18 protein-coding genes and 2 pseudogenes are annotated in these 22,974 nt (G+C 65.5%); 7 read left to right on the top strand and 13 right to left on the bottom strand.

What is annotated here, in order from left to right; genetic code table 11:
- Nucleotides 1-91 precede the first annotated feature (91 nt).
- Nucleotides 92-409: pseudogene (locus GNZ21_RS12655) on the bottom strand (transposase); the annotation flags it as partial.
- A 7-nt stretch (nt 410-416) separates the two neighbouring features.
- Between GNZ21_RS12655 and GNZ21_RS12650 the strand changes: the two are divergent.
- Both GNZ21_RS12650 and GNZ21_RS12645 read left to right on the top strand, forming a co-directional pair.
- Entirely contained in the window at nt 417-737 is a 321-nt protein-coding gene (locus GNZ21_RS12650; RefSeq protein ID WP_188503819.1) for an IS3 family transposase, read from the top strand.
- A gap of 49 nt (nt 738-786) precedes the next feature.
- Nucleotides 787-1,134, top strand: a pseudogene (locus GNZ21_RS12645) (transposase); the annotation flags it as partial.
- Between the two features lie 130 nt (nt 1,135-1,264).
- On the opposite strand, the gene mobF reads toward GNZ21_RS12645, so the two are convergent.
- Nucleotides 1,265-4,834: a MobF family relaxase gene (gene mobF, locus GNZ21_RS12640; RefSeq protein ID WP_229659600.1), complete on the bottom strand. Its 3,570-nt coding sequence runs from the start codon at nt 4,832-4,834 to the stop codon at nt 1,265-1,267.
- 198 nt (nt 4,835-5,032) lie between these two features.
- On the opposite strand from mobF, the gene GNZ21_RS12635 reads away from it, so the two are divergent.
- Nucleotides 5,033-5,725 carry a 4'-phosphopantetheinyl transferase family protein gene (locus tag GNZ21_RS12635; RefSeq protein WP_157324904.1) on the top strand — a complete coding sequence of 231 codons (693 nt, stop codon included), beginning with the start codon at nt 5,033-5,035 and terminating at the stop codon, nt 5,723-5,725.
- Here GNZ21_RS12635 and GNZ21_RS12630 read toward each other — a convergent pair.
- The 11 genes from GNZ21_RS12630 to GNZ21_RS12585 all read right to left on the bottom strand — a co-directional run bounded on the left by GNZ21_RS12630 (nt 5,722) and on the right by GNZ21_RS12585 (nt 18,134).
- On the bottom strand, nt 5,722-6,267 hold the full coding sequence (locus GNZ21_RS12630) for a hypothetical protein (RefSeq protein WP_157324902.1): 546 nt from the start codon (nt 6,265-6,267) through the stop codon (nt 5,722-5,724). The two genes, GNZ21_RS12635 and GNZ21_RS12630, sit on opposite strands and share 4 nt — an antisense overlap.
- Complete coding sequence (locus GNZ21_RS12625; protein WP_188503818.1) at nt 6,254-7,495, bottom strand: cytochrome P450; 1,242 nt, start codon at nt 7,493-7,495, stop codon at nt 6,254-6,256. Before GNZ21_RS12625 ends, GNZ21_RS12630 begins: the two co-directional genes overlap by 14 nt.
- A gap of 10 nt (nt 7,496-7,505) precedes the next feature.
- A complete protein-coding gene (locus GNZ21_RS15740) occupies nt 7,506-8,135 on the bottom strand; it encodes a hypothetical protein (RefSeq protein ID WP_188503817.1) in 630 nt (209 codons plus the stop codon).
- A complete protein-coding gene (locus tag GNZ21_RS12620) occupies nt 8,132-9,766 on the bottom strand; it encodes an acyl-CoA dehydrogenase family protein (protein ID WP_157324898.1) in 1,635 nt (544 codons plus the stop codon). The genes GNZ21_RS15740 and GNZ21_RS12620 overlap by 4 nt, the downstream gene beginning before the upstream one ends.
- Nucleotides 9,763-10,785 (bottom strand): methyltransferase, encoded by a 1,023-nt coding sequence (locus GNZ21_RS12615; RefSeq protein WP_157324896.1) that lies wholly within the window; start codon nt 10,783-10,785, stop codon nt 9,763-9,765. The genes GNZ21_RS12620 and GNZ21_RS12615 overlap by 4 nt, the downstream gene beginning before the upstream one ends.
- A complete protein-coding gene (locus tag GNZ21_RS12610) occupies nt 10,782-11,549 on the bottom strand; it encodes an N-acetyltransferase (protein ID WP_157324894.1) in 768 nt (255 codons plus the stop codon). The genes GNZ21_RS12615 and GNZ21_RS12610 overlap by 4 nt, the downstream gene beginning before the upstream one ends.
- Nucleotides 11,546-12,322, bottom strand: a complete 777-nt coding sequence (locus GNZ21_RS12605) for a leucyl/phenylalanyl-tRNA--protein transferase (protein WP_157324892.1) — start codon at nt 12,320-12,322, stop codon at nt 11,546-11,548. Before GNZ21_RS12605 ends, GNZ21_RS12610 begins: the two co-directional genes overlap by 4 nt.
- Nucleotides 12,319-15,321 (bottom strand): non-ribosomal peptide synthetase, encoded by a 3,003-nt coding sequence (locus tag GNZ21_RS12600; protein WP_157324890.1) that lies wholly within the window; start codon nt 15,319-15,321, stop codon nt 12,319-12,321. Before GNZ21_RS12600 ends, GNZ21_RS12605 begins: the two co-directional genes overlap by 4 nt.
- Nucleotides 15,318-15,884, bottom strand: a complete 567-nt coding sequence (locus GNZ21_RS12595; RefSeq protein ID WP_157324888.1) for a TetR/AcrR family transcriptional regulator — start codon at nt 15,882-15,884, stop codon at nt 15,318-15,320. The genes GNZ21_RS12600 and GNZ21_RS12595 overlap by 4 nt, the downstream gene beginning before the upstream one ends.
- A 427-nt stretch (nt 15,885-16,311) precedes the next feature.
- Complete coding sequence (locus tag GNZ21_RS12590) at nt 16,312-17,490, bottom strand: FAD-dependent oxidoreductase (RefSeq protein WP_157324887.1); 1,179 nt, start codon at nt 17,488-17,490, stop codon at nt 16,312-16,314.
- Nucleotides 17,487-18,134, bottom strand: coding sequence for a TetR/AcrR family transcriptional regulator (locus GNZ21_RS12585; RefSeq protein ID WP_157324884.1), 648 nt, complete (start codon nt 18,132-18,134; stop codon nt 17,487-17,489). Before GNZ21_RS12585 ends, GNZ21_RS12590 begins: the two co-directional genes overlap by 4 nt.
- A 168-nt stretch (nt 18,135-18,302) precedes the next feature.
- Here GNZ21_RS12585 and GNZ21_RS12580 point away from each other — a divergent pair, with 168 nt between their 5' ends.
- The 4 genes from GNZ21_RS12580 to GNZ21_RS12565 form a co-directional block, all read left to right on the top strand.
- A complete protein-coding gene (locus tag GNZ21_RS12580; protein WP_157324882.1) occupies nt 18,303-19,856 on the top strand; it encodes an MFS transporter in 1,554 nt (517 codons plus the stop codon).
- Nucleotides 19,857-19,921: 65 nt separating this feature from the next.
- Entirely contained in the window at nt 19,922-20,134 is a 213-nt protein-coding gene (locus tag GNZ21_RS12575) for a heavy-metal-associated domain-containing protein (RefSeq protein ID WP_157324880.1), read from the top strand.
- 1 nt (nt 20,135) lies between these two features.
- Entirely contained in the window at nt 20,136-21,113 is a 978-nt protein-coding gene (locus GNZ21_RS12570) for a heavy-metal-associated domain-containing protein (protein WP_157324878.1), read from the top strand.
- The coding region (locus tag GNZ21_RS12565; protein ID WP_157324876.1) for a heavy metal translocating P-type ATPase at nt 21,103-22,974 on the top strand (1,872 nt) is incomplete at its 3' end. The genes GNZ21_RS12570 and GNZ21_RS12565, both read left to right, overlap by 11 nt.

The raw sequence follows: 22,974 nt of genomic DNA, 5'->3' as shown, positions 1-22,974 counted from the left end.
CTCGGCGGCGACCTGCTCGGCCACCGTCTGGTTATCCCCGGTCAAGAGCACCGGGGTCAGGCCCTGAAGCGGCCTGGGTTTCGTTCCATGCTTAGACCACCGCAGGCGCGAGGGTCAGATCTTGAGTGTAGGTGGCTTCGACCTCTGCTGGGGTTCTGTAGTCAAGGCTCTCGTGTAGCCGGCGGGTGTTCCACCACTGCACCCAGTCCAGAGTGGCGATCTCCACCGCAGCCACAGAGGGCCAAACCCGACGAGAACGGATGATCTCAGCCTTGTAGAGGCCGTTGACAGCCTCAGCCAGGGCATTGTCATACGAATCCCCCACGGAACCGACTGAGGCGGCCACCCCATGCGCGGCAAGGGCCTCGGTGTAGGCCAGACTGACGTATTGAACTCCTCGATCCGAATTAACCGGAATTCGGGTTAACAGCGACGCCGGGTCCCAGGACACCTCCCTGGCCTTCACCGAAGCCCTGGAGGAGGCCGGGATCACCGGGTCGATTGGCAGTGTTGGGGACAATGCCGCTGCGGAGACGTTCTTCGCTACGTTGAAAAATGAGATGTATCACCAGCAGGTCTTAACTACCCGGTCCCGGTCAAGGTTCGCTGTGGCCGAGTACATCGAGGTCTTCTACAACCGGTGTCGACGACATTCAAGCCTCGGGTACCGGGCACCAGCCACAGCCTGGGCCGAGCACCAACAACCCGCCGCCGCGGATCTACCCGAAGCGGCCTGACCACACACGAACTGTTCAAAATTCTTGACACAGCCCAGTGCTGGCCTGGGCACTGGAGGACATCAAGGCGCCCTGCCTTGGCCCGGGACGGCCCCGGACCCGTCCTGATGCTGTGATCGTGGACAAGGCCCACTCCAACGGCGTGAACCGGCGGATGCTGCGAGGGCGAGGCATCACCGCTGTCATTCCCCTCAAGAGCGATGAGATCACCGCCCGACAACGACGCGGGCCGGCAGGCGGCCGACCACCCAGCTTCGATGCCGAAACCTACAAAGACCGCAACGTCATCGAACGAGCCTTCAGCCTCTTCAAGCAATGGCGTGCACTAGCCACCCGCTACGACAAACTCGCCACCGTCTACCGCGGCGGCGTCGTCCTCGCCGCGATCCTCACCTAGCTACGCCTCTAGAGACATGCCCTAGTAGTTCGCCAGGTGATCGGCATTTCCCGATGATTTGTGAGAGATTCACAGCGTCTTGCCCATGCCGGAGTCTGGACGCACTTCGGGATATCTGGGAGTCCCGGGATTACAGAGAACGACCCTCATCGCGTCGGCTGGCATCTCGGCGCGCATCAGGTTGGGTCTGTGGTCGAATTGCGAGAATGCTGCGGAGAGCACCAGCGGCATGACGCTTCTGGGTGGCTTGATCCGAGCCGCGTATCTGCTGCACGTCACCGAGCGGTGCTGGTTCTTCGATGTCATAGCGGTGTCGGTACAGTGCGATGGTTGCTGCGCTCTCCATCCAGGCTGCGCGTGCGCGCGCACGCATCGGCGGAGTCCCTAGATGCTTGGTCCACGTCCTATCTGTGTCGAGGGCGTGTCCTAGGAGTCGGTGGGCTCCTGCTTCAATGAGTTTCTGGCGTGCTGTAAGCGCTGTCTGTATGTCGTCCTCGAGGGGACCAGACGGTGTGGGGATGAGCCCGCCGACGCGGGGCCGGATGTCGCGCTGGCGCGTGAGCGTATGGGTGGCCTTTTCGATGATGTTTGCCAGCTTGGCAGCGGGATCATCGTGGTCCTCGCCCGCCCCAATGGAGGGGGCCATCAAGGTGAGGATCCTGGTGACGTTATGGCCGTCGGCTTCGTGGCGGGATAGTGCTGCTTCGAGGCGTTCGTAGTAGGGGCTGGTGAACACGGTCTCGGATACATCAGGCGTGAACGGGGCGACGTCGAGCAGGGTCTCCCAACGCTCGTGCTCGGCTTCGCGGGCGAGCACGTCGTATTCATCCATTAGGGTCTTGAGGGACGCGTGCCGGTCGGTCTCTGCTTTGAGGGTTTCGGTGGCCGAGAGGTCGGTGTCGCTGCGCGCGAGCGTCCGGGCCAGCTGCTCGGCCCGGGTCAGCTCCTCTGGCGGGTCGAGATGGAGTTCAGGCTCGTGCGGGTCGGGCTGCACGACATAGGCATGGTTCGACTCACGCCCGCGGGTCATCGCGACATAGAGCAGTTCCCGGGATGCGCTGTCGGGGTCGATGAGCGCATGCGCGGTATCGACGGTCGATCCTTGTGCCCGGTGCGCGGTGGTGGCGTATCCGAGCTCCACATGCTCGGCCACGTACCGGGCCGGCAGCATGAGGGCCGTGCCGTGGGGCTGGTCGCCCTTGCCGAGGCGTCGCACGGTCAGCGACCCATCCTGGCCGTGCTGGTCTACGCGCCAACGGTCGCCGTTCTTGACCCAGCTCATGCTCCCGGTGGTCAGCCGGCGCTCGTTACGGCGCGTGACGATTAGGTCCCCGCGCCCTGCGGCGGTCCCGTCACGTAGCGTGACGCCCTGTTCCTCGACGTGTCCGGTGGTGATGAGGTCGGCGCGGGCGCGCTGGTTGAGTGCGGCAACCGTCTCGGCGTTGCCGGCGATCATGAGCGTGGAGTGCCCGGTCTCGCGGTCGGCCTGCCATGCCTGGTAGAGCGCATCGAGCATGTCCTCGATCTCGCCGTCGTGCAGGCGGCGCTCATCCTCATAGGTATCGAGGGCGGAGGTCTTGCCGCGGCGCAGGTCCATGCTGGCCTTCTTCTCCCAGTTGTGGGTGAACCGGTGGATGCCAGTGAGCGTGGGAACGCGGTCCCGGTGGCGGACGAGCATACCGAATGCCCCACCGGTTTCCACACTGGCCAGCTGAGCCCAATCCCCCACAAGCACGACCTTCGCGCCGACCTTGGTGGCATGCGTGGTGATCCTGTCTAGGGTCAATGTGCCGGCAAGAGAGGCTTCATCGAGCAGGACGAGTTGTCCCGCAGCAAGATCCCATCGGCCTTTATCGTGTTCATAGAGGAACTTGGCGGTGTTCTCTGCCCGCACGTCCAGCGATTCGCCGAGGACCTCGGCAGCTGTCGCTGACGGTGCCAAGCCGATCACGGATGACTTTCCGTGTTCGGCAACCCATGCGCGTTGCAGCGCACGTAGAGCCGTGGTTTTCCCCGACCCGGCCGGACCAACCAGCAGGTCCAGGGTGAGCCTGGACCGTGCGATCTTGATGACCGCACTCGCCTGATCCGCGGTGAGCTGGACCCCGTCAACCTTCCGTCTGCTGTGGCGGCGCACTCTTCTCTCGTACAGATCGGGCGCCCTCGCGTGGTCGGCATGCTCGAGCAAACGGTGTTCGGCGTCGAGGATCTTCTGGGAGGTGTAGGCGATCTGGTCTGCCGGCTGAAACCGATTCGTTCCCTCCACTTCGAGGTAGTGTTCGGGCACAGGACGGTCGTAGCCGGGGCTCAGGCGCACCGAGGAAGCCTCTGCCTGGTGGACGACGCGGTCGAGCGCCATGGTGCGCTCTTCGGTCGTGGCGAACCGGATGTTCATGAGTTGACGCATCGCTTCGGCGTGGAGGTTCCATCGCGACCAGGTGACCCGCCGGTCCCCTACCGCGATCAACACCTTCTCCACGACATTACTGATCTGCTTTGAGGTCAGATGATCGGCGCGTACTGCCGTGTGGGAGTTCCGTGTGAGCATGCGTTGCACCCAGAAGGTTGCGTCTTCGCCCACCAGCTCTGTGGCGCGGGCACGCCACTTCGCGGTCAGCTCGGCCAGGGAGTGCAATTCTTTCTCCGGGCGGGTCTCCAGCGTTGCTTGCTGGCGCAACCGTGCGATCGCGGTCTTCGACGGCGCGTGCCCATGGGTAGCGGTGTACTCATCGATCAGCCGCCGGGTGGCCTGTGCGATGCCCTCGGCCCCGTCGGTCGTGCCGATAGAGCGTTGGGAGAACGAAGCGATGAGCTCGGCGGGCACCCCGTCGATTTCCCACCCCGGGTTGCGGTCCTTCCCACGGTCGACCTCTGTCCAGGACACACCAAGCATGCGTGTGGTGTGATCGGCCAGCAGCGCGTTATACGTTGCCGAGAGAGCGACAGTGGCACGGTGCAAGGTCCGGGAGTCCAGGCTTCGCCACCGGCCGTCCACGCCCTGAACCTTGTTCGAGACGACCAGGTGCGTGTGCAGTTGGGGGTCTGCCGCCCGGGAGTCGTAGTGGTCGAAGCCGGCAGCGATCACCCCGGTCACGGGCATACGCGAGAGCCCGCCATGTCCGACCCGAGTGGCAGCGACCCGGGCTTCGAGCACAGCCAGGGTCTCGCGCACGGCGGCATGGTGTGCCTCGGCAACGAGTGATTGCGTGGCGGCATCGGCAACGCCCCACAGGACGCTGACGGACTTCGGAGGCGAGAACGTCAGGTCAAACCCTGCAACAGCTTTCCTCTGCTTGCGTGCAATCTCTTCGTTGCGGATCTCCTCAATGGCCCGCCCTCGCGCTTGGTCTGTCAGTGAGTCGGGCAGGCGCGCAATGCGCGTGGCAATGCGGTCATGCGCCGAGCGCATCTTCGGGTACGGCAAGCCGAGCTTCGAACCGGTCAGTGGGTGCACGCCACGGCCGAGGAGCTTCTCAAGGTGCTCCTCGGTCACCGTGTCGCCCGCGGCAAGCGCCGTCCCCTGTCCTGTGTCGAGGCTGTTGAGACCGTGCCCAGTCCAGGTGCCGGGCGGACAGCCAGATTCGGTGTAGTAGCGGGTCAGGGACGTACCCGCCTCGCGGGGAACGTCCGCAGTGGCGACGGATTTCAGGAGGTACTCGTAGCCGGATCCAGACGACATCACACGGATCGTCATCACCATTACGAGCCTCTTCCCGAGACGGTTCGGGCAGGACCGCCTCGGGGGTTAGGTGCGCGTCAGCGCACCCCGGGCACCGCTGGTGCCAACAGTGTGTGGGTCTGTGGGTCTCCGGGAGACGTGGAGAAATAACAAGGGTGCCCTGTGCTGCGGCTCCGCCGGGCCTGCTCACTTCTCAAGTGATACTGGACAATAGGTCCTATGCGGGAGATTGAGAGCTTTACCGACCTGCTGCCGTGCTCTACTGAAGTCGTCCAAGTCCTTGGAGAGCTCAGGGATGTCCCTCATGTGTGGCCGGAAGAAGACGCCAGTGTGGCGTGTGCCGTTCCACGTCGACAGGCAGAGTTCGCAACAACCCGAGAGTGCGCTCGCCGAGCGCTCGAACGGCTCGGCTATCTTCCGCGTGCGATCCCCGTGGGGGCACATCGTGAACCGGGCTGGCCGCCCGGGGCCGTCGGCAGCCTGACCCATGGCGCGGGCCTGTGCGCTGCGGCCGTGGCGCTGAAGTCGGCCTGTCGATCGGTCGGCATCGACGTGGAGTACAACAAGGCCCTGCCAGCAGACACCCTTGAGTTCGTTGCCGGTGCAGCCGAGCGTTCGGCTCTGGCATTGCTCGGAGCGTCGGAGCCACTTATTGCGTGGGATCGGCTCTTGTTCAGTGCGAAGGAGGCAATCTTCAAGGCATGGTTCCCAATCACGGGAACGTGGCTGGACTTCACCGAATGCACGGTGAGGATCGACGCCCCTAGGGGCAGGTTCCGTGGTGTTCTCCACCCCGAGGGAGATACTCACTGGGAGTTTGGCATCATGTCGATCGAGGGGCGCTGGGGTCTGATGGGTTCACGGTTGTTGACCGCCGTGGTTGTGCCACACGATGAAGCACACAGGCGCTAGACGTCGGCGGAGACTTCACCGAGTGCGTCCTCGATACTGGCGATGTTGAGTGCCCGGCGAGCTGAGACGCCGTCACGTTCCCATCGGTCCAGGTCGAGGATCCACACCTCGGATGGCTGACACGCGAGGAGACGTTGAGGCCCGGGACCATCCAGCTCCTCTAGCGGGAGCGCGTGCGCTTGGGCGTCGGCCGCGTCGGGGAACATCTGTGCGTAGAACGGCGGTGCCGTGGCTTCCAGCTCGGGTCCGGTAAGGGGCCAGCATGGTCCGCGGAGTTGCAGGCCATCCAGTCCATGCGGTGTGCCGGGGAGGGTGGAGATGGTGGCCGCGGCGAGGCCGGTGGTGGCGATGTCGCGAAAGTGCCGAGAAGCGACGGCGGAGCCGACGACGAGTCGGAAGGGGTTGGTGAACCAGGCGTATTGCAGCTGGGCTGCCCAGGGTCCTTCCTCGGGTGTGGCGGTGGCCAGGGAGAGGTATCCGGCGCCGCGGATGATCTTGGCGGCACGGTCTGCGACAGCGTGGTCATTGCTACGCGTGGTCATGGGTGGGTCTCAGCTGCATGGGAAGTTCGAGGAGGTCGTTGCCGATGAAGGTTGGACCGGCATAGTCGTTGATATCGCCGATGACCTGCGCGTGTGGGAAAGCCTGGCAGAACAGGGTCACTGCGACCTCGGCTTCGAGGATGGCGAGGTTCGAGCCGGGACAGCGGTGCACGCCGAGTCCGAAGGCCAGGTGCTGCGGTTCGGTGCGGTCGGGGTCGAACTGTTCGGCATGGGGGTTGATCGTCTCATCTCGGCCGTGTCCGCCGTAGTTGAGCAGGATGGGTTCGCCGGCGCGGATGATCACGTCTTCGCCGAGGTCGATGTCGGCCAGGGCCCATCGCATGGGCAGGTTCATCACCGGGCAGTCCTTGCGTAAGGATTCCTCGATGATCGGCCGGGGATCGGTCCCTGCTGCGAGGGCCTGGCGGGCGTGCGGGCAGCGGGTGAGGTCGGCGAGGGCGTGGTCGATGAGGTTGATGGTGGTCTGGCTGCCTCCGCCGATCATGAGCAGGAGGGTCGCGATGAGTTCGTCTTCGGTGAGGGGGTCGTCTTCCTTCTCGCTTTCTGCGATGAGGATGCTGGTGAGGTCATCGGTTGGGCGGGAGCGTTTCTCAGCGATGAGGGTCCCCATGGCGGCGAGTAGGTCGATGTTGAGCTGTGTGGCCTCTGCCTCGGTTAGGTCGTCGGTGCGGGCGACGAGGCGGAACACGCGCAAGACCTCGGGGCGAAGCTCTGCGGGGATGCCGAGCAGGTCGCAGATCACCAGTGTGGGGACTTGGTATGAGTACTCGGCGTGAACGTCGACGCTGGCTCCGGCGGGATGGCGGGAGAGGTTGTCGATGAGCCCATGGACCGAGTCCTCGATCGCCGGGCGCAGACGTTGGATGCGCCGGTTGGTCAGTGAAGGCACTACGACGCGGCGCAGTCGTGCGTGCTCGGCGCCGTCCTTGGTCGTCATGTTCTGCAGATCGATCCACGGGGCCAGCCACGCGACTTCCCCGGGCTCGTACGTGGGCACGGCCCGGGTGACGTCGCGGGAGACATCGGGGTGGGCGAGTAGATAGGACACGGTCTCGCCACGCACGACGGACCAGGCAGTGAGTCCCTCGGGGAGCTTGACAGGTACTGCGGGGCCGAGCTCTCTGAGCTCCTCGGTCTTGGCGTACATGCACTGGCCGGCGCGGCTGGGCATTGTGGTGGCTGCGGCGATATGGAACGGGATGGGCATGAGTATCTCCTTAAGGTGCGGCCTGCGGTGTGCATACGGTGACCATGCGTTGCCAGAAGAGGTCTTCGAACACGGCCAGGTGCCCGGCCAACTGAAGTGCCGGATTATGGGCGGCAGTCGGTGCTTCGGTGAGGAGGGACTCGATGGCGTGGATCTCTTCGTCATCGACATGACCGAAGTAGGCGAAGTGCTCAAGCCCGCTATCGGTGAAGGCACCGGTGTCGGCGAGAGCTTCGCGCAGGTGGCGGTAGCACCGGGTCGAGGCGCGCACGAGATGCAGAAAACTGACCGGGTAGTCCCAACAGGTGCCCGTGACAGCGATACGGGCGATGTGCGCCGGGTAGCCCATCGCCACCGCATCCAAGCAGGTACTGGCTTCCGGTTCGGTGAAGGGGGTGACGAAGGGCTGCAGGAGTCGGTGGGCTTCCCGCTCCGACTCGTGGCTGAGCGTGTAGAACTCCTCGACGGGGGTGCCTCGATGCCGGTCGACCATCAGCTTCGTCGAGGCAATATTGGACGCGACGAGCGCGTCGAGATGAGTGGCCAGGGGCGCGAGATCCCCAGGGGTCAGGATTCCCGCTTCCAGCGCGAGGGCCAGTGGGTTCTCGACGAGGGCGGCGTCGGGGATGGTGATGGTCATCGGGGCGCTCCCAGTGCGGTCAGAACGTGCGTGAACGGGCCTGCCGGAGTCTCGGGCGCTCCCACGAGCTCGGCTGCGAGGGCTCCTCGTTGACTGCGCAGGGTGGGGTCGGACAGGTTGCGCAGCTGGTCATCGATGCGCCGATGCAGGTCGAGGGCCGTGACCTGCCAGGCCGTCGTGCTCGGCTCGTCGTCTTCGCCCAGGTGTAGGCGGTATCGCTCCAGGCAGTGGAGGGTGAACAGGTCGAGGGCACAGTCGACAGCTACGCCCCGGAGGACCGGGTCCTCGGGATTGCAGCTGAGGGCTTCGTAGAGCCGAGCCGTCTGCGCCGCACTCGTATGAGTCGGGGCGTAGTCGGTGCCGGCGGCGCTCGTCGGCGGGGCGGGTGTGTCGGTGAGGGGCTGGGCGAGGAAGTCTTTGAGCGATTCGGTGGAGCTGTCGAAGATCCGGGTCACGCGGGTGTCGCGCCAGAGCTGTTCGATGCTCCATGGGGTCGCCTGTCGGCGTCGTGCCGAGGCGGCGGTCTCGTATCCGCGGCCGCCGACGAGTTGCAGGGTCGTGTCGGTCGCCCGGTTGGCGGATTCGCTGACGATGAGCTTGGCCGCTTCCATGTCCGTCGGGGCACACCCGGGGGCAAGTGCGCACCAGGTGACCGCGTTGGCGATGAGCGCCTCGACCATGAGGGCCGCCAGTTGGACCTGCGTCTGGGGGTGCGTGTGCAGACCGCGGCGGGCCTGGCGGTCTTCCCGTGCCCAGGCCGCAGCCTGTCTCAGGCAGGCTGTAGTGGTCGTCAGACATGCGACAGGGAGGGCTGCGCGGCACTGGCTGAGGCATGTCAGCGCGACGTCGACACCGTTGCCTTCCCCGCCAATGATCCGATCGGCGGGGACCCAGGTGTTCTCGAACTGCAATCGGCCATTGGGCAAGCCGTGCATGCCGGCGAAGGTGCTCTGAGGGCCGCGCGTGACGCCGGGGTCGTCAGCCTTGATCAGCACCGCGGTGATCCCACCGGGAGTCTGCTTGGTGGCCTCGAGGTCGGCAAGCACGATCGTGTGCGTGGCGATGGTGGCGTTGGTGATCCAGGTCTTGGTCCCGGTGACCCGGTACCCATCGTGGGCCGGGTCGAGGCGGGCGGTGGTCTGCAGGGGCCCGCTGCCGTAGCCGAGGTCAGGCTCGTTCAAGGCAAAGGCAGACGGATGCTCAATCAGCTCGGGGAGGTAGCGCTCGCGCTGGGTCTCGGTGCCGAAGGCCAGGAGGGGTCGCACGGCGCCGATGACCTGGTGGGCGGCGACGATCTCGCAGAGGGTGGCATGCTCGGCGGTGAGCACGGACAGCACGGCGAGCAGGCAGGTGTCGGAGAAGCCCAGGCCGCCGTAGCGTTCTGGGATGGTGATCCGGAAGGCACCCAGCCGGGCCAGATCCTCCAGGATGCTGTCCCGGACCTGGTCGTGGGCTTCAACGACGACGGCGAGGTCCTGCTCCGTACACCAGGTGGCGATGGCCTCAACGAAGTCGACCTCGGCTGCGGAGAGCTCGTCCCTCTGGGGCAACTGGCCGGGGTCGGGCAGGTGGCCGGTGAGGATCTGGTCGATGACGGAGGTGGGGTCGAAGTCTCGGGTCGGTGTCGTCATGCGCCTGTCCTGAGTTCGACCGCGGTCAGGGGGCCGAGACGTTCGCGGCGGATATGCTCGGTGGCGAATCCGGCCTGACCGAGGAGGGTGGTCAGGTCGGCAAGGGTGCGTTCGCGTCCGCCGCTGATGACGAGCATGCACACATCGGTCAGATACCCGACGGCGGCAGCGTCGTCGTAGGCATCGGGCAGGAAGTTGCCGATGATGATCAGCCGCGCTGCGGCGGGGATCCGTTCTCGGCACCTGGTCAGCAGGGCCAGGGCATGCTCGTCGTCCCAGTCCTGGAGGACGCTCTTAATGATGTAGGTCGTTCCTCCGTCCGGGATACTGGTGAAGAAGTCTCCTCCATCGCTGGTGCACCGGCTGCTGAGCCCGGCGCTGGCGATGACGCCGTCGGCGGCGGCGATGCCGGCGGGACTATCGAAGACGATGCCCGTCGCCGTCGGTGCTGCCTGCAGCACGGTGGTCAGGAACGTGCCATCGCCTCCACCGATGTCGACGACGGTTTCGTTCTCGTCGAGCGTGATCAGCTGCGCGGCAGCCTCGGCGGTGGCTGTGGCCTCTTCCTGCATCGCCTGGTTGAACAAGGTGTTTGCCGCCTCGTCGTGAGCGAAGTAGTCATAGACCGGCTGGTGGTATTCGCGGTCGAACCCTGCTTCACCGGTCAGAACGGAGGTCTCGAGATGGTCCCATGCTCGCTGGAATAACGGGCTGGTGAAGTTCTGCGCGAACGCCGCCAGTGACCCTGCCCTGTCGGGGACCAGGGCAGAACCGAGGGAGGAATTGCGCAGCCCATTGGAGTGGCGTTCGATCAGGCCGGCGTAGCGCAGCAGGTTCAGCACCCGATCCAGCTGCTCGGCAGGGGCTCGGGTGTGGGCGGCGAGAGCGGCCAGGGAGGCATCCGGGTGCTGGTCCAGGTGGGTGAAGACGCCCAGGCTCCCGGCGGCGCGGATGGCATCGGAGACCATGTATCCGCCGATGAGACGGATGACGGCGTCGCGATCTTCCAGGCTCGTCATGATCGGGATCCTTCCGTGGTGGGTGCGTCGGTGAGCTGGTGTCTGACCCAGACGTTGGGTTCGATGTAGACGGCGTAGTCGAGATCGGTGTTGACGAAGACCGGTGCGATGCCGCCGGGGATGGTGGTCAGCCCGGTGGTGGTGAACGGTTCCCCGGTCCAGGCCGTCCAGGTCTCCAGCGGCGCGGTGATGGTCATAGAGGTCGGGCTGAGAGCGATGATGCGCCCGCCGATGCGCTCATGGATGCGCAGCCAGTTGTCGGCGCGCTGCCCGTCGTCGCGGCGACGCTGCACGTAATCCTCAATGGGCATCTCGGGGTACTGCGTCTTGCCGCTGGGACGTACAGGGGCGATGAAGTGCTCGAATCCAGCCTCGCGGGCGTGATCTCGCAAAGCGGTGAACACAGTCTGGGAGAGCCCCCGTCCGGTGTGGCCGGTGTCGATGCCGGCTTCGAGCGCGCACAGCGTGTTCAGCTCGGCCCCGTTGTAGGTGTCGATTGCGGACTGCTCGATCACCCCGTCCCAGCCGCGCCGAGGCAGCGTCTGCGGATCACCATCCCAGTGCAGAGGCAAGGAGGCCGCCCGGGCGATGGGCGTATCGCCATCGAGCATGATCAGCTGGTGATCGGCGTGAGCGTGGAGACCCCATTCCACGAGCAAGCGCGTGGGTTCGACGAACGCCGGCCAGGGGATGTCCAAGTTCACGTAGGCAGACAGTAGGTCGGGGCGTTGGGCGAGGGAAAAGGTCTGGATGGGGTCTGTCATGTCGTCACCAACTCTGCGATGTGCTCGACGGAGCGCCGCTCGTGGGGAATGTTGACCTGGACCTCGCGCAGGTGGTGCAGGGCGTCGAGGTAAGTCGGGCGTGGCAAGTGTGCCGCCCCGAGGTTCGTGGCGTGCTGGGAGTCGTATTGGAAGTCGAAGAGACGTCCTCCTCCCTGGAAGAACCGCGTCATGAGATCGACAACGGCAATCTTGCCAGCGCCTTCCTGGACGGTGAACTGCGAGTCGGCGGTGAAGACCGCGCCGAGCTGCAGGCCGAAGACACCTCCGATCAACTCCTCGTCCTGCCAGACTTCGCTGCTGTGCGCCAAGCCCTGTTCGTGGAGTTCGGGAAGTGAGTCTTGGAGCGTGTCAGTGATCCAGGTCGTGTCCCGGGCGGTGGCGCAGGCGGTGACGATTTCGTCGAAGGCGGCGTTGATCGTGGTGCGCCACGCGGCGCGGCGGCGGGCGAAGCGGCGCATCGTGCGTCCTGTGCGCCGGTGGGTCAGTTCCACCACGGGTCGGGGGTCCGGGCAGAGCCATGCCACAGAGTAGGGCTCTGGCGTCTGCTCGTTGACGTGCAGATGACCAGCGTCAGCGTCCGGGGCGTAGCGGATCTCGTTGAGCATGGCCTCTTCGTAAGAGGAGGCGGGGAAGCAGTAGAAGCCCTGCGCTGCGGCGGCGTGGATGTTCTCCGCTGACAGATCGGCGTCGAAGGCGACGGGGCCCGTGGGGGCGAGCGTGTCGTGGTGGAGGGTAGCCCAGTTGAGGCTCATAGGAACTCCTTTCGTTCCAGGAAGTCGAGATAGCGGTCGATGAGGTCGGCATCGACGTCGGGGAAGGTGATGTCGGTTCCGGCCAGGGCAGTGTCGACGTTGGTCCGGGTGAATTCGGGGAACGTGTCCTCGAGGTACATTTCGGCCACGCTCATCTGCCCGCTGGGGCATTTGTCGATGAACAGGGGCGCGAAAGGTGTCATGGGATGCTCGGGGCTGGTCACGGCTAGCTCGATCATCTGGGCGACCCAGTCGTCCCAGGAGAGTTCCCCGATGTCGTTGCCGCGAGCCTGGAGCCGCTGCTGCAGTAGCGAGATGTGGGACTTGTGGGGGTTCGTCAGGTGGTAGACCCGCCCATCGGCGTTCTGGTGCGTGGCGATGTGGACGAGGGCGTCGGCGAAGACGTCGACGGGCGTGTAGTCCATGGGCAGTTCTGCGCGTGGGATGGCGCCGATGTCCCGGATGAAGCGCTTCATGCAGCACATCTCGGTGGCGGTGTTCCAGGTCCCGCGCTCGGTGTGCCCGGAGATGTCTGCGGCACGGTAGATCGCGACCGGCAGCCCGGAGCGTGCCGCGTCTTGGACAAGATGTTCAGCGACCCACTTGCTTTCGACATAGCCGACTCCGAGTTGATCGAGGTGATCGAGCGGGGTGTCCTCACTGATCGCACGGGTGCCGGTGAGACCGTGCCCGGTGACTACGGCCATCGTGGACACGTGGTGGAACGGGACCCCGTGGGCTGCTGCCAGGCGGAGGAGTTCGTAGGTGCCATCGACGTTGGCCACCTTCATCTCCATGTAGGGGTAGATGAAGTTGACCGTGCCACCGGAGTGAATCACCATGCTGGTCCGATCGGTCAGGTACTCGAAGGCGGCATCGTCGAGCCCTAAGGAGGGCTGGGCGAGGTCGCCGAGGACAATATCGATCCGTTCCTCGGCATCGACGGGGAGGTCCGGGTCCGACCCGTACTTCGCCCAGGCTTCGCGCAGGCGTCGACGCGCTGCCTCTTCGGTTTTCGCGCGGATAAGGCAGACGATTCGGGCCGGTGTCTGAGCGAGGAGCCGCGGTAGGAGATGCGAGCCCAGGAATCCGGTGGCACCAGTGAGCAGCACGGTCGAGTCCGCGCGCAGTCGGGGCGGTTGCAGGGTGGGTGCTGGCTCGGTGAGTGTGATGGTGCGGTCAAGATCGGCCTGCATGGCCGCGCGCGGGTCACCCTCGGCTGCCAGGGTGCCCCTGCGTGCCTTCGCGACGGCCTGACAGTAGCTGACGAAGTACGGGTCCTTGAGTAGACGCTCAATGAGTGCGCGGACGAAGCGGACGTGGATTCCCAGACTGGCCCGGGTGCGGGCCACGAGCTCGGCGGCGGCGACGGAGGTGCCGCCGGCGTCGAAGAAAGACAGCCCGAGCTGTTCACGGGTGATGCCGAGGACATCGGTCCAGACACCGGCGACGGCCTGGTCGATCGCGGAGTCGATGTCGACCGGCACGTCAGTTTTCGCGTCTCCGGGTGCTGGGATGGCCCCCGTGAGCGCCTTGTAGTCGGTCTTGCCGTGGGCAGTCTGGGGCAGTGACTCGAGCACGGTGGCCGAGCTGGGGACGGCGTGGCCGGGCAGGACATCGCGGGCATGGGCCAGCAGGTTCCGGCTTCCCGGATCGTCATGCTGGGGGCGCACGGTGTAGAAGGCATGCAGAGTCGTGGCCTCGGGGTCACTGATCACAGCTGCGTCACCGATCCCGTCATGAGCGCGCAGGACATTCTCGACTTCCTCGGGGTCGACGCGGAATCCGCGGATCTTCAGCTGTCGGTCGGTACGCCCGGTCACGAACAGGCGCCGACTGGAGTCGAGATAGCCGATATCGCCGGTGAGGTAGTAGAGACGGCCGTCGAGGGTGAGCGTGGGCAACGGGTCCAGGCCGGCGAAGCCACAGGTCATGCCCATCACCAGGCGTCCGGTGAGTGCGACTTCGCCGCTGCCGCCTGGGGCCACGGGGGCGCCATTGGAATCGACGAGGCACAGGCCGGCTCCTTCAAGGGGATGGCCGACGGCGGCGGGCCCGTCATTGAGGGTGTCGGTCTCGGTGATCTCGGACAGGCAGGAGGTAATGCCCGTCTCGGTCAGGCCGTAGGCGTTGAGCAGCCGGGCCTGCGGGTAGACGGCGCGGGCGGCTTTGAAGTCCTGGTTGGACACGGCCTCGCCGCCGAGGATGAGGAGTCGGATGGACTGATTTGCGAGGTCTGCCTGGTGGGAGTGGCCGGCGACTTCTCGCCAGTAGCTGGGTGTGAGGTCCATGACCGTGACCCGGGCCTGGGTGAGTTTGCAGTGGAACTCCGAGGGTGCCCAGAGGGTGTCGGGCAGGACCAGGGTCGCTCCTCCAGCCAGGGCGACGCCGATCTGTTCGATGGCGGTGTCAAAGGTCGGTGCCGCGAACTGCAGCACACGGTCATCGCCGTCGATGCCGTAGCGGGTGACCAACTCTGCGATCAAGGACGACAGTGCCATATGCGAGGCCGCTACCCCCTTGGGATGCCCGGTGGAACCGGAGGTGAAGATGACGTATGCGGCGTCCGTGTCGTCCTCGTGTGCGGCCGTGCTCAGGGGGTGCGGCTGGGTGACGGGATGAGGGTTGATCGTCAGGCTGGCGACACAGGAGGAAGGATCTGTAGCCTGGGTGATAGTCGCGACGGCACCGGTGGCTTCACGGATCTCTTCGTGGCGTCGGGCCGGGTCGCGGTGATCAACGGGCAGATATGACAGCCCGGCCTTCCAAAGCGCGAGCATGGCCACGATCAGTTCCGGGCTGCGCGGCACAGCGACCATGACCGGCGCAGCCACGGGAAGTGCGTGGGAGCTCAGTTCGCCGGCGAGCGCCGTGACCTCCGCCTCGAGTTGGCTGTAGGTGAGTTCGACGTCGCCGTAGAGCACGGCTAAGGCGTCGGGTCGTGCCCTCGCTGTGTCTTCGATACGGTCGGTGATGTAGGCGCGGGAAGTGTTCGTCATTGGACACTCTCCTGGGTGGAAGTCTGGGGGTGGCGAAGCAGCGCCAGGACGGTCCCGGTGATCAACGTCAGGACCGGACCGTGGTGCAGGCGGTTGTTGATGAGGTCGCTCGCAGCGCCGTGGATGACGCTGTGGATGGCGGTGACCAACCACCAGGCGGGCACGTCGGTGCGAAAGGCGTCGGCAGCTTGACCACGTTCGATCAATGCGGTGACGCGGGCTGCAGGCGCTTCGTGAAGCTCACGCAGCCTCTCGGGGGTGAGCTCATCGGAGGCGGCGAGGATCAGAGATCTGGCCTGATCCATCAAGTGCCAGCTCAGCTCGAGCACACACTCAACCGCCCGGACCGGGTCCTTCTCGTTCGCCGCTGCGTCGAGAGCGTCATCGCCCTCGGCGATGACCCGGTCGACGGCGGCTTCGACGATGGCTCGCCGGGATTCGAAGTGGCCGTAGACGGTCACCCTGCTCAGACCAGCTTCACGCGCGATGCTGGTGATCGTCGCATCGGGGCGATGTCGCAGCTGCGAGACTGCCGCTTCGATGATCCGCTCAGCGTTCCTCATTGCATCGGAGCGACGGCGAGCTGGGCCTGGCGTAGCGAGATGCATCCTCTCCAACCTCCGTAGTCAAACATGTCTGTTTGACTTACGGTAGCAGAAACACAAGCATCCGTGTATGAGTTACGCGGGTGCGGTGTCAGGAGGTGATGCCACGTCCAGCTACGAACGCGCATCTGAATCAGTCACGAACCGAGTCTTGGACCTGCAGGCGTCCGGGCGCTCGAGCTGGGGATGTGGCGGCATGGACTGGAGCTGCGGCGCCTAGGCCCTGAGCAACAGGACAGGTGAAGCCGATGTCCTGCAGTCCGGACCACAGCGTGGCCCCGTCAGTTCGTCGTGCCACCATTCCCGAGACCTGATTGTGGGTGGTCGCAGACGACGAACCGTTTGCGACCACCCACACGTCTCGACATGAACGTCTAAGCCGGACTCAGATCCGGATCGGATCGCGGTCGTGCAGGTGCGGGATCTGCTCGCGCACCAGCGCCCCGGCATCGATGCCCGTAAGGGCAACGGGCGTGTCCCCGTGGTAGTGGGCGACCACCAGTGGATCGGAGGAGACGACACGCGTACTGGTGCCAAGCTCTGGATGCCCAGCACCGAGAAGCGTGTGGCCGTGGACCCGCACGGAGAAAGTCGACGTCGGCAGGTAGATGCCGGGATCAGTACCGAGCCCGAGATCGTGGAGGAGAGCGTCGGCCGCATGAACGCCTTGTGTTGTGGAGTCGTCCCAGTGGTCGATGCGATAAGACCGAGAGCCGGGGTACTGGTGGACTGCAACCCCGCCGGCTGCGTAGACGCGCTGGCCCGGCGCCTGTAGAGAACGCAGGCGACCGTCCACGGGCATGCCCTCGGGGCCCGTCCATGGAGCTGGCGCGGCGGGCACGGTCCCGTGGGCAACGACGACGATGTCACCCTCGATGCGGGTGTCGTCATCGAGGGTGATCGAAGCGCGGTCGGCGTCGGTGCGAATCGCGCGCACCTGCCGCCCGAGATAGGCCGCGTGCTGAGGCTGATGCAGCTCGAGGAGCTTGCGGGCGATGGGATTACCGATCGAGCGAACTCCCGGCACATGGGAGCGGGCAATCAGGGCCACATCGTGACCGGCATCTGTCAGGAGAGAGGCGGTTTCCGAGGCGACGAGGCCCCCGCCGAGCATGAGCACCCGCGCTGGCGTGGCCTCGGCTAGACGGGCACGCACGCGCACCGCGTCAGCCATGGAGTGCAGAGTGGTCAGCCGACCAGCGTGGACAGCCTGATCGCGGCCGACGATGTCCTCGTCGAGAAGCACTGGCCGACTCCCGGTCGCCACAATGAGGGCGTCGAAAGCGCGTCTCTCGCCGGAGTCGAGTCGCACTTCGCGAGTGCGCGGGTCGACGCCACGCACGGTGTCCGAGGTAGGAATGACTCCGGCACTTGGAAGGGCTGCCTGATGAGGGTCAAGCAAACCGATGGCCACGCCCTTGTTGACCAGCGTCCGGTTGGAGGGCTCTTCTCCAGTACGGGCGAACAGCTCGACCTCGATACCGGCATCTGCACCCGTGAGAGCCTTCGCGGCCGCGATTCCTGCTGCACCTGCGCCAATGACACCGACAGTATTGGTCCTCATGCATCCCCCTCTCCGGCGGCGCTCGGCGCGAATGCCGGCAGCAGGATCGCATCGATGAACCACGGTGCGTCGTCAGCATCCAGCCGCCCGGTCCGGACCTCTTCCGCAGCGCCGTTCATCACCACGTGGGTGGTGGTCAGCAACCACGACACTGGTAGGTCGGCACGGAAGAAGCCCTCTCGTTGCCCACGTAGCAGAAGCCCGCGCATGCGGGCCTCGGCACTCTCGTGCATCTCCCGGATGCGAGCGGCAGGCAACTCCTTCTGTGCGGCGGCCAGCAGTGCCCGGGACTGATCCACGAGCTGCCAACTAGAAGCGACCAAGCGCTGGAACGCCTCGGCAGGATCGCCGTCGAGAGACACGCCCTCGAGGACCTCCTCACCGCGAGCGAGGCTCTCGACGAGGGCCGCTTCGATGAGCTCGGCGCGCGTCTGGAAATGACCGTAGAGAGTCATGCGCCCCACGCCGGCCTCGGCGGCGATGTCGGCAACCGAGGCGTCCGGATTCTTCCGGATGGCAGTGACCGTGCCCGCGAGGATGTTGGCGCGATTGCGCTGAGCGTCCGCCCGCCGGTTGGCCGGTCGAGTCGATGCGGTTGACGCCCCCCTGGCGCCGTGAGTCGCTTGAGCCTTCTTCGTTGGCATCGTCCACCTCACAAGTCGTATGGGAATGTATGAGATAGTGTAGCCGTTACAACCCGTACACCGATGATTGAGTTACGGTGTCACCGCCCGACTCAGCGGCGCAACAACAGGAAAGGGGCACACAGCCATGCGACTGACAACCACGACACGCCCAGGAGGAGAGCGACCATGAGCCAGAGCGATACCGCCCCGAAGGCGGGCGCGAGGCAGTGGTGGGGTCTGGCCGTGCTGGTCACGCCCTCGACGCTGCTGTTCATGATGCTGACCATCCTGTTCCTGGCCGCCCCAAATATGGCCGCCGACCTCAATCCCTCCAGCACGCAGCTGCTGTGGATCCTGGATATCTACGGGTTCGTGATGGCCGGGTTCCTGGTCGCGATGGGCGTGCTGGGCGACCGGATCGGCAAACGTCTGCTGATGGTGATCGGTGCACTCGTGTTCGCCGGAATTTCAATCGCGGCAGCACTGACCACCAGCCCGGAGCTGATGATCGCCTGGCGCGCCATCCTCGGACTGGCCGCAGCGATGATGATCCCAGCCACCCTCGGGTTGATCTTCGTGCTCTTCGCCGATGCGAAGCAGCGCGGGGTTGCCATCGGGGTCTGGGCTGGCGGCATCTCCGCCGGCGTCGCCCTGGGTCCACTGCTCTCGGGGCTATTGCTGGAGGGCTTCGGCTGGGAAGCGACCTTCCTGGTGGCGGTGCCAATAATGGCCCTGGTGGTCATCGGCGCTCCCCTGCTGCTGCCCGAGCACAAGGACCCCACCGCGAAGATCGACCTGTTCAGCGCCCTGCTGCTGGTCGGTGGCCTGTTGGCGATCATCTACGGCATCAAGCGCTTCGCCGCCGCCGAACCTGCAGGGGCCTCCATCGCCCTGCTGGCTGCCGGCGTTTTGGTCGGACTGTGGTTCGTCATCCGGCAGCTACGGGCTGAGAAGCCGCTGTTGGACGTGCGGCTGTTCGCCAACCGCACCGTTGCCGGAGCACTGGCGGTGTTCCTGCTCTCCGCGGCCGCGCTGGGTGGGGTGTACTCGCTGTTCACCCAGTACCTCCAGCAGGTCCAGGAACTCTCACCCTTGCAGGCCGGGCTGTCAATTCTTCCGGCGGCGGCGGTGCTGATCGTGGTCTCCACGCTCTCCCCGGTCTTCGCTAGGCGGTTCCGACCCGGCAATGTGATCGCCATCGGCCTGCTCACTCAGGTGATCGGCTACATCCTGTTTACCCAGCTCGACGCCGGCGCAGGGTTGGCGCTGGTGATCGCCTCCTTCGTGATCACCTACCCCGGTGTCGCCCCGTCGATGGCGTTGACTACCGACCTGGTGGTCAGCTCGGTGCCACCAGAGAAGGCCGGCGGAGCTTCCGGACTGGCGACCACCGCCAACGACCTGGGCATCTCCGTAGGTGTCGCGGTCATCGGTTCGGTCGGGATTGCCTCCTACCGCAATCAGATCGGTGAGCTGCTGCCCGATGGACTGCCGGCCGATGCGGCCGCAGCCGCCTCCGACAGTGTCGACGCAGCGATGGCCACCGCACCCGAGCTTCCAGGTGGACTGGGCGAGCAGCTCATTGCCGCAGCCCAGCAGGCCTTCACCGGCGGACTGAATACCGCAGCGATCGTCTCCGCGGTGATCGCGGCTCTGGCCGCGATCATTGCCGCGACCGTACTGCGGCATGTCGCCCCGACCGGGAAGGCGCAGCAGGAAGCCGACACCACCATGGGTTGACCCCTACCCCCTATGGGTATAATCTCAATACTGTAAGTCGTACACAAGTGAAGGAGTTACTGAGTATGTCAACCACGACTGAGTACCAGGTGTCCGGGATGAGCTGCGGGCACTGCGAGGGTGCTATCCGTAGCGAGGTCTCCGAGATCGACGGAGTCACCAGCATCGACGTCAGCGCCCAGACCGGCCATCTGGCCGTCACTGCTGAGCAGCCGGTCGATGATGCCGCAGTGATCGCTGCGGTCGTTGAGGCCGGTTATCAGGCCGTCAGGAGCTGAGATGAAGGCACCTGCACGGCTGGGCTTGTACGGGCTGATCCTCGTGGCCGTGTTCGTCGTGTCGGGATTCACGGCGAACGCGGTCATCGACGAGGACACCGTGCAGAACTGGGTAGACGACGCCGACCACCACAGCCCTGAAGGACACGACGCAGAAGGAGACGACATGAGCAATGGCGGGCACCAGGGCCACGGGGTTGATGCGGCCTCGGTGGGCCTCGGCGTGGCCCAGGATGGCTACCAGCTCACTGAGGTCACCGCCCCTGGCGAGACTGGCACCGGGGGTGAGCTCTCGCTGGCGGTGACCGGCCCTGACGGGGACCGGGTGACTGAGTTCGAGCTTGATCACGAACAAGAGATGCACCTGATCGCCGTTCGCGCCGACGGGCAGCATTTCCGCCACGTGCACCCCGAGCGCGATGAGAATGGCACCTGGTCCATCCCCTGGGAGTGGGAAGAGGCCGGCACCTATCGGATCTTCGCGGATTTCGTACCAGCAGAGGTCGGCGAGGGTTTGACGCTGTCGACCACCGTTCAGGTCGCCGGTATCTACGATCCGGTTGTGGCTGAGCCTGCCTCGGAGACCACGGTCGATGGATTCGACGTGGCCGTCGAGGGCGACCTCGTGGCCGGTGAGGCCTCCGAGCTGACGATGACCATCACCCGTGACGGCGAACCGGTGACCGAACTGGAGCCCTACCTGGGAGCCTTCGGCCACTTGGTGGCGCTGCGCGAGGGCGACCTGGCATACCTGCACGTCCACCCCCACGGGGATGCCCCCGAGGCCAGTGAGATCTCAGGGCCGGAGATCGTCTTCGAGGCCACCGCACCCACTGAGGGCCGGTACCTGCTGTTCCTGGACTTCCAGGTCGACGGAAACCTGCACACGGCCCCGCTGGTCGTCAACACCACCAGCAGCACCGACTCCGGCGACGCAGGCCAGGCCAACAACGAGGAAGGAGAGGACCATGACCACTGAGCACACCAGCACAGAAGACACCAGCACTGGGGTGAACCTCACTGGCGTTGAGCTGCAGATCGGTGGCATGACCTGTGCCTCCTGCGCGAACCGCATCGAGAAGAAGCTCAACAAGCTCGACGGCATCGAGGCCAGTGTCAACTATGCGACCGAGAAGGCCAGCGTCACCGCCCCCGCCGACTACGACCCGGGCCTACTGATTGCCGAGGTGGAGAAGACGGGCTACACCGCCGAGCTCCCCGCCCCTAAGGGTGAGAAGCCCAGCACGGCCGATGAGGGTGAGTCGCGTGAGGATGCCGAGATCCGGGTGCTGAAGCAGCGGTTGATCGGTGCGGCGATCCTGGCGGTGCCGGTGATCCTGATGGCGATGATCCCGGCACTCCAGTTCGACTTCTGGGGCTTCGCCTCGCTCGCGTTGGCCGCTCCGGTGGTGGTGTGGGCCGGCTGGCCGTTTCATAAGGCCGCCTGGGCGAACTTCAAACATGGTGCGGCCACTATGGACACCCTGATCTCGGTGGGCACCAGTGCCGCACTGATCTGGTCCCTTATCGCCCTGTTCTTCGGCACTGCCGGGGACCGCGGAGTGGTCCACCCCTTCGAGCTGACCATCTCCCGCACCGACGGACTCGGGCACATTTATTTGGAGGTCGCTGCCGGGGTGATTACCTTCGTCCTGCTGGGACGCTACTTCGAGAAAACCTCCAAGCGCCAAGCCGGCGCAGCCCTGCGCGCCTTACTGGAGTTGGGCGCGAAGGAAGTCTCCATCCTCCGGAACGGCCCAGATGGGAAGAAGGTCGAGAAACGAGTCTCCGTCGAGCAGCTGAACGTCGACGACGAGTTCGTGGTCCGCCCCGGTGAGAAGATCGCCACCGACGGATTGATAACATCCGGCAGTTCCGCCATCGATGCCTCGATGCTCACTGGTGAATCCGTGCCCGTGGAAGTCTCCGAGGGCGACACTGTCGCCGGGGCCACGGTCAATGCCGGCGGCCGGCTGGTCGTCCGTGCCACCCGGGTGGGCTCGGACACCCAGCTGGCGCAGATGGCCAAGATGGTCGAAGACGCCCAATCCGGCAAGGCCGAGATCCAGCGCCTGGTCGACCGGGTCTCTGGCGTGTTCGTGCCGATCGCGATCGCGGTGGCCGTCGCCGCGCTGGGCGCCTGGCTGATGGCCGGGTTCCCTGTCAGCGCCGCTTTCACCGCAACGGTCGCGGTGCTGATCATCGCCTGCCCCTGCGCGATGGGACTGGCGGCACCGACCGCGCTGCTGGTCGGCACCGGACGAGGAGCCCAGATGGGCGTGCTCATCAAGGGTCCCGAAGTGCTGGAATCCACCCGGAAGGTCGACACCATCGTGCTGGATAAGACCGGCACCGTCACCACTGGAAAGATGACCCTGACCGATGTGGTCCCAGCCCCGGGTGTGAACCGGGCCGAACTGCTGCGGATCGCCGGGGGCTTGGAGGCCTACTCCGAGCACCCCATCGCCCAGGCCATCGCCGCCGGAGCCACCGGACAGGTCGGCGAGCTGCCGGCCCCGGAGTCCTTCGAGAACATCGAAGGCAAAGGCGTCCAAGGCGTCGTGGACGGTCACGCCGTGGTCGCCGGACGGGAGTCGCTGCTGGCTGATTGGTCAATGCACCTCGATGAGGACCTCAAGGCCGCCAAACAGGCTGCCGAGACCGAGGGCAAGACCGCGATCACCATCGGCTGGGACGGACAAGCCCGCGGCGTGCTCGTGGTCTCCGACCAGATCAAACCCACTTCCGCAGAAGCGATCAGCCAGTTCAAGGACCTCGGCCTGACCCCGGTGCTCTTGACCGGGGATAACCAGACGGTGGCCGAGCAGGTCGCCGCCGAG

The organism is Nesterenkonia alkaliphila (genome assembly GCF_009758175.1).
GTDB lineage: Bacteria > Actinomycetota > Actinomycetes > Actinomycetales > Micrococcaceae > Nesterenkonia > Nesterenkonia alkaliphila.
This window is presented reverse-complemented; position numbering and strand designations above follow the sequence as displayed.